This window comes from Bacillus sp. RSS_NA_20, from assembly GCF_020165915.1.
In the GTDB taxonomy this organism is placed as follows: domain Bacteria; phylum Bacillota; class Bacilli; order Bacillales; family Bacillaceae; genus Bacillus; species Bacillus altitudinis.
In genome coordinates this window covers 1-6,930 of sequence record NZ_JAIUKW010000001.1, presented here as the reverse complement: position 1 = coordinate 6,930, position 6,930 = coordinate 1, and the positions used below count along the sequence as shown (strand labels likewise).

Genomic DNA, 6,930 nt, shown 5'->3' with positions numbered 1-6,930 from the left:
GGAAATTGATTGTGCGTGGATGTATTCGAGAAAGAGGAATCTCCAAGTGCGCCCCGAACGACTGCTTCAACGCACACATCGGTAAGGCTATTGCGCTAAGACGTGCGCTAGGACTCGAAGTGCCATCGGAGTACTTAAACGTGCCGCAGCCGACAGATGTTCGTGTGGGTGACGTTGTTAATTATCGTAATGCCTACGTTCTTGAAGTCGTTGATGACAGTCATATACCGGGCGCAAAACCAGTATCAACTATAAGAATTAGCGCACTACAAGGCTCCGGTGGTGGCTACGTAATCATTGACGATTCGAGAGCGGGTGAGGGCGAATGATTTTCGACCATAAAACCATCGAACCGTATTTAGATTATACGGAAGGGACGTTACGGGTAGTCGAAGGTACTAATTGTGTCGTTTATATTTTCGTTGAGAAAATTAACGGAAAGGCTCACGTTCTCAACATCGTAGAAAACTAAACCGAAAGGAGGCGACTATGAATGACGAATGAATCACGATGCCTACTCGCAAGCAAATGTGCCCAAGCCGGCGGCGATAACTGTACGAAACACTGCGAACTATACCTCGGCTTGCACGGATTAGACGGCGGAGGCGGTCGGTCGGGCGCGGCTGGATTGGCGGAAGACTATCGGCTAGTGACGCTGACCAACTCGCCGGCGCGTGCCGATCAACCCGGAGCTTATAAGGCGGTCGATACTTATGCGAAGACATTCGAACGCCAATTTGACACCGAAGCCGACCGCATTAAATCGCTGTATTTATATAGCGCGAAATCAGGAACAGGCAAAACTACGACGGCAGCGGCTCTTTTAAACGAATATCTAACGGTCCATTACATCGGCGCCTTGAAGCGCGGCATACAACCCGACCAGCGTCCGACTTATTTTCTCGATGTTAATGCGTGGCAAAACGAATACAACGAGTTTAATAGACCGCGAGTACCCGACGCAATCGCAGAGCCGGCGGCCAAGCGTTATTATGCCGCACTAGAAGCAGCAAAACGGGCGCCGTTCGCCGTCCTGGATGATATAGGCGTACGAGACGCAACGGACGGATTTCGAGGCGATTTACACACCGTAATCAACCAACGTGTTACGAACCGCATGCCGACCGTTTATACGTCGAATATCAAAATGGCGGATCTGCCGGAAGTATTCGGAGAAGCGCGCTTGGCGGATCGGATCGCCGACCAATGCAGAGAGATCGTCTTCGCAGGCGGATCAAAAAGGAGGCGGCTGTAAATGAGCGGATTATCATTAACGGAAATTCAATACTTACGTGACCTACTCGTTGCGGATTCGTCGGCTAACGGAGAAGGCGCAGACAAACTCGCTATTTTCGATAAGCTAGATGCGCTTGAATTTGCGGATCATACGCCGGCCTATAAAACTGGCGATCTAGTTTCGGTTGGTGGCTACGAAGGACGCGTCTTCTACATTGATTGCGCACGTTACATTGAGGAAACTTCGAAAGAGGCCGTATTTAACTTTATTGAATACGATCTGTACGACGCGATCAATGGCGAGTGGCTAGAAGCGTTCGAGGCGGACATGACGTTATTAGCTAACGCGCTCGTTGCGGAGGACTACTTGGCGGACTTCAACCTCGAAGACTATCCGCCTGCTAGAAGTACCGTTTATCTAATAAACTACGAAACGGAGGCGGATGATATGGCGGCAAAAGAACAACCGAAGACACCGAGACAGATCAGCGCGATTGAAGCGGAAAAACGTAAGCAGGAACGTAAAGAGGCGGCGGCACAAACCGACAACCTACTCGACATTTACAACTGGAATAAGGCGCAGTATGAAAAGACGGGTGAGGTAACGTTTAAGGCGAAAATGGACGAAACTATGGCGCAATTGGCTGGCGAGGGAGCTGAACGCCGATGAGTTTCGGAACTAGCCTTTTATCGAAAGTAATCGAAGCAAACGACCCGTCGGCTTTATTGCGCTACGGCTTGACACGCAAGGATTTCCAAACGAATGGCGAACGGGCAGCCTTCGAATATATCAGCGCCTACGCGGAAAAGAACGGAAACCAAGCGCCGACCGCCGAGATGGTGGCGACCGAGGTGCCGACTTTCCAGCCGGAATTCAGCATCGACGCAACGTTCGAGTACCTGGCGCAGAAGGCGAAGGAAACGGCTGCGTTAAACGACTTTACCGAAATATTCAACGATAAGTACGGCGCCAACGGAGTCAAAAAAGCCGATTCGGAATTTATTCAGCGATTCAACCGCGTACAGAAGGGAGGTAATCCGCAGGAATTTTTTGATTGGTTGACCGAAGTCGCGGAACGGAGTAAAATAAGAACAAGCGTTCGTAAAATGGTAGGAACAAACGTCGTGACAGACGTCGATAAATTCCGTGCTGAATACGAAAAGCGGAAGGCTGGCGAGTCTTTCCGCATTTGGAACAGTAAGTTTCCGGCGCTTAACAAAGCGATCGGGGGCTACGTCAGCTCGAACATGTACGTAGTTTACGGAAAGTCAGGGCGCGGCAAGTCGGCGATCACGCTTGAAGAATCGATTAATTGCGCAGTTCAAGGCGCTAACGTACTTATTTGGTCGATGGAGATGGGATGGTTTGAGGTTCTCGTTCGCATCTACGTTTCACTTTCCGGAGATCAAGGCGTTGCTTTAACCGAAATCGACGGTCAACAAATGGAAGCCGGATTTGATTCGAGGGACGTCCGCCAGGGCAAGTTATCGGAAGAGTTCGAGGAGGGCTTTATGGAATTTATCGCGACGTTAAATACGATTATTGCCGGTTCTATTACGGTTCGTGCTGTGGACGACAAAGACTTTGATTCTCGTTCGCTAAAAGACCTCAAAGCGGATATTGAGCAGACGAAGGCAGACGTAGTTATGATTGATCCGTTCTACTACCTCGATTACGAATCAAACTCGAATAAAACGACCGGCGGCGCTGCTGCCGATACGTCCAAAAAGATGCGCCGTTTAGCCGGAACGATGGACGTGGTGATTTTCGCCATTACACAAGCCGGAGAAGATGACGCGACTGAGGACGACTTAGGTAATCGCGAGATCAAGTTGCCGAAGCGTAAAGACGTCATGAAAACGTCTGCCCTACTGCAAGACGCGGCAGCATTGATTCCGGTTGATACAAACGCAAGAGAAGGTCGCGGATTGATTGGCGTAAATAAGGGACGCGATGGGGGCGAAGATGAAGTCGTCGAGATCGTTTATTTGCCGCAAGTCGGCCTAATTAAACAAGTGGCGGCTGATGAAACGGATTTAGTGGCTTTCGGATTCTAAAAAATGGAATGACTACCATGAATTACACTGCAAAATTCTGAATCTTTTCGACAAATTGCGACGGAAAAACACATAAGAATAGTGTAATATAACGAAAGGAGTAGTATATACATGTCTATTCTTACGATCAATGGCGTCCCTACGGACGTAGATATTCGAGAAGAATTAGAACAATACGAATGGGATCGTCCAACGTGGCACGCTGACCGTTTAACGGCGGCAAGTCCTTTTCGCGACGACCGAACTCCTAGCTTTTACGTATACTACGAAGATACGGAGAACGCAAAGGCCGGCTATTTCGGGGACAGCGGCACAGGCGAACGCGGTGGATTTATTAAACTGCTTGCGTTTCTGCGCGAAGAAACCGAAGAAGAAACGGTTTTGTACCTCGCCGAGACTTATGGTACCCGCGCAGGCGAAGAACGCCTAAAACTCCGTGTTCCTCGTTTAAAAATCGTTGAGCCTAGACGGCCATTAGCCGAGGATTTATTGGACGACGTTAAAATCGGCCCCAGCGCTTACTTAACTAACCGCGGCATAAGCGAAGCAGTCCAGCGCGAAGCAGGCGTAGGTCTAATCGGACAAACGGTAGTGATACCGTGGCGGCTGCCTAATAAGCGCCTGGCAAACGTGAAGTACCGATCGACACGCAATAAAGCGTTTTGGTACGCAAAGGGCGGATGGCCGATCCGTGAATTAATCTACGGAATAGAAACCGTTTATGCTGATCGCGCCAAAGTAGCGGTGCTAGCCGAGGCTGAGATCGATGCGCAATCGTGGCGTACGGCAGGCTTTTGCGGCATTGCGACAGGCGGCAGTAAATTTTCCGACCGAAAGGCGGACATAATTGCGCAGTCGCCGATCGAATATTTAATAGTAGTATCTGACAACGACGAAGCCGGTGAGAAGTTGCGAAAGGAGGTCGAACTAAAAATGCGCGGCAAAGTCAGGCTTGCGCACGGTTATATAACGAAGGGGTACAAAGACGCAAATGAATTATTAATAGCGGAAGGTGAGGGCGCTCTTAAGCGAGTTGTTGATCGTGCGGAGGCGGTAAGTATTAACGTAAGGTTCGGGAATATCCGAACTTTCGGTCGGCGGAGGTTGTCTTAACCCTCCGTGTTGCTACCGGATAAAGGACGCCAATTATATAAAGCTTCGACCGGGCAGTCGAGGCAGCGCGCAATAGAATACGCCATTTCAACGTTAGGGACGTTTCTAAGCGCTATGTAATCGGAAAGCTGCGTTTTTGAGATACCGACCATTTCTGCGAGTTGGATAAGCGTATAACCACGTTTATAACACAGTTCCTTTATCCGGCAATTGACGACCGAATACTGCGAGATAAACACCTCCGCAAAGCTTTTGACGCGTGCTTTACGAAGGAAATTATACCACATAACCGCGCCGATTCCATCGTCATTCGGGCGGATTTGGAAGAATACGGACAACCTTTTCGATAGGCACGTCCAATTCGAGACAAATACGCTCTATTACGCGGAACTCTAGATTAGCACCGTTAATCGCAGGTTCCTTTGTAATCTTAGCCTGAGTAGACGACGACATAAAATTGCGCAAATAACTTTTTGATCTGCCTTGTTCTTTTAAAGTGTCAAAAAGCGGCGAGAAATCAACCAATTTAACCACCTCCGTATCTTATTGGAAAAATATTTAAAATAAATGTTTACGTACGCGAACATTTATTGTATACTTCAATTATACTCAACCTGTATAAAAAGACAAGAACAAACGAAGGGGGTCAGAGCTTTTGGAATCGATCAGAAGAGAATTATGTAGTTTGATTGAAGACAACGATTTGAAGTATAACGAAATCGCAAAAATCATTCGAGCAGATAAATCAACCATGACGCACTTCCGGAATAATGGAACTATTAGCTTTAGAGCGCTTGTAATCCTCGCACATTTCCTTTTTCCGAACAACTCAAACAAAAAAATTTCCGAATGGTGTTTGTCGATTCAAAAGACTGATAACAATGATTACTTAAAACAAATGATGGAGTACGCAGCAGTTACGAGAAATACAAATTTATTAAACTCTTTAATCAATGTACACAAAAAAACAATTGGCTTAGAGGATCATGTTCAAATTTACAAAAATATCTTGAATTACATTAATGCAGAAATTAGTATTGATGATATGATCGAAACGATGAGCCTTTTTTCAAAGAGTAAGCACAAAGAATTACGAATATTATCTTCAATCTATATGTGTTATGGTTATTATGGGAAGGGAAAGATTCACTCGATCCTAGAGATGGCGCCTTTAATCGGTGACAGCATCAAGTCATTAGGCGATAAAAAGAAGCTATTCATAAAAGAGTGCTACGTTCATCGATTCGCGGAGTTGATGTCGCCTGTGTACTTACGCTTAAATAATCTCGGCGCAGCCAAACACTACGCAACCATAATAAAGAATGGAAACATCTCAAATAAATCCGTTTCGGACGCGAACTATATCTTAGGTATGATCGCGATGTCAAAGGGTAAAAAAGAAGCGATGTCTATATTTGAAGAAAGTTATATGTACGCTTATAAAACGGGTGTTGATTTCGTTATTACAAACGCAAAAAACAACTTCCTACTTGCAGAAGCTTATGTTAATAGAAAAGACCCCGATAAACTATCAGCATTACTGGATCAATTAAAGGAGGTGATATACGAAGAGAGAACGGACGACTTTTACATATACCTCGAAAAATATAAAAAAGGTAGTGTTGAAGGGCTATTCGAATGCCATCGTCAATTTCTTTTCAATTCAGACTTTTTCTTTTCAGCGTTGGTAATGAGAGATTTTAAAGACGCTGGGGTGCCTAAGTACCTAATTGATACATTTTCAAACTACAACTACACGAAAAAGGGGATGCTTTATTTTGAAGAAGATTTTATTGAGTGTTTTATTAATTTCAGTAATCGCGGTATCAACTGTACAGCTTAACAAGGGAACGAACGGAGCGCTAGAAGCGGAGCAACCGTACAAAACAGCAGACATTCGTCCAGGAGGATAACGAGGCCAATAGGCTTCTTTTTTTTTTGTCTAAAATTAGAATCTAGTTTAAAATCAAAATCTTTTTTAAGTTTTTCAACTTTCAAATATTACATAGTTGTTTTTGGTACTATATGGACATGGAAGAAAAATTATAAAAAACTTTAAATCAAATGTCCCGATTCTAACAGACCACATGCGACTGTATAAGTGTAAGGGACGGGAGGAGAAAAACTTGAATAAAGAAAAATTTAATAGACTTCAGATGGCCGCAGATTACGGAGCGATTCCGTATGTTCAAAGAGAATCGCAACGAATCGCACACTTAGTTCCCGACCAAACTTCGTTCGAGCAGCGGTGCTTGAACTCGATAGGCTACTGGCTGGAACGATATGAAGGGAATGGTCGCGATAAGAAAGCGCTAATTCAGCGCATTATCGTAAGGGAACGAAATAAGTATCTGAAGACATCACGAAAAGAAGCGGCATTATCAATAGAAGGAATGCGAGATGACGGTAATGTCTCGTGGGAGCCTCAAGACGTTTTGACGGACGTCGAAGGCGAAGTTTTATTAAAAGAAAAGACCGCCCTGTTGACGCAAGGCGATCTCCGCAAAGAATTAATACTCAAGA

General features: G+C 45.6%; 7 protein-coding genes and 1 pseudogene. 7 read left to right on the top strand and 1 reads right to left on the bottom strand.

The features are described 5' to 3' along the window. From LCD32_RS00040 to LCD32_RS00020, 5 genes and pseudogenes are all read left to right on the top strand, one after another. A pseudogene (locus tag LCD32_RS00040) lies at nucleotides 1-329 on the top strand (hypothetical protein); the annotation flags it as partial. A gap of 164 nt (nucleotides 330-493) precedes the next feature. Continuing rightward, nucleotides 494-1,255: a DNA replication protein gene (locus LCD32_RS00035; protein WP_224562481.1), complete on the top strand. Its 762-nt coding sequence runs from the start codon at nucleotides 494-496 to the stop codon at nucleotides 1,253-1,255. Next, the gene (locus LCD32_RS00030) at nucleotides 1,256-1,906 is read left to right on the top strand and encodes a hypothetical protein (RefSeq protein WP_224562480.1); all 651 of its coding nucleotides are present in this window, start codon (nucleotides 1,256-1,258) and stop codon (nucleotides 1,904-1,906) included. Then, nucleotides 1,903-3,294, top strand: coding sequence for a DnaB-like helicase C-terminal domain-containing protein (locus LCD32_RS00025; RefSeq protein ID WP_224562479.1), 1,392 nt, complete (start codon nucleotides 1,903-1,905; stop codon nucleotides 3,292-3,294). Before LCD32_RS00030 ends, LCD32_RS00025 begins: the two co-directional genes overlap by 4 nt. A gap of 111 nt (nucleotides 3,295-3,405) precedes the next feature. Then, nucleotides 3,406-4,407 (top strand): toprim domain-containing protein, encoded by a 1,002-nt coding sequence (locus tag LCD32_RS00020; protein ID WP_224562476.1) that lies wholly within the window; start codon nucleotides 3,406-3,408, stop codon nucleotides 4,405-4,407. Here LCD32_RS00020 and LCD32_RS00015 read toward each other — a convergent pair. Beyond that, entirely contained in the window at nucleotides 4,404-4,694 is a 291-nt protein-coding gene (locus tag LCD32_RS00015) for a helix-turn-helix domain-containing protein (protein ID WP_224562474.1), read from the bottom strand. The genes LCD32_RS00020 and LCD32_RS00015 overlap by 4 nt on opposite strands. Before the next feature lie 368 nt (nucleotides 4,695-5,062). Here LCD32_RS00015 and LCD32_RS00010 point away from each other — a divergent pair, with 368 nt between their 5' ends. Both LCD32_RS00010 and LCD32_RS00005 read left to right on the top strand, forming a co-directional pair. Then, complete coding sequence (locus tag LCD32_RS00010; RefSeq protein WP_224562472.1) at nucleotides 5,063-6,250, top strand: AimR family lysis-lysogeny pheromone receptor; 1,188 nt, start codon at nucleotides 5,063-5,065, stop codon at nucleotides 6,248-6,250. A 283-nt stretch (nucleotides 6,251-6,533) separates the two neighbouring features. Further along, nucleotides 6,534-6,930: hypothetical protein (locus LCD32_RS00005; protein ID WP_224562470.1), on the top strand; the 397-nt coding region annotated here is incomplete at its 3' end.

What these genes read in the sequence shown, in the direction of transcription:
- LCD32_RS00035 (WP_224562481.1), top strand. Translation starts at nt 494, where the DNA reads ATGACGAATGAATCACGATGCCTACTCGCAAGCAAATGTGCCCAAGCC.
- LCD32_RS00030 (WP_224562480.1), top strand. Translation starts at nt 1,256, where the DNA reads ATGAGCGGATTATCATTAACGGAAATTCAATACTTACGTGACCTACTC.
- LCD32_RS00025 (WP_224562479.1), top strand. Translation starts at nt 1,903, where the DNA reads ATGAGTTTCGGAACTAGCCTTTTATCGAAAGTAATCGAAGCAAACGAC.
- LCD32_RS00020 (WP_224562476.1), top strand. Translation starts at nt 3,406, where the DNA reads ATGTCTATTCTTACGATCAATGGCGTCCCTACGGACGTAGATATTCGA.
- LCD32_RS00015 (WP_224562474.1), bottom strand. Translation starts at nt 4,694, where the DNA reads ATGTGGTATAATTTCCTTCGTAAAGCACGCGTCAAAAGCTTTGCGGAG.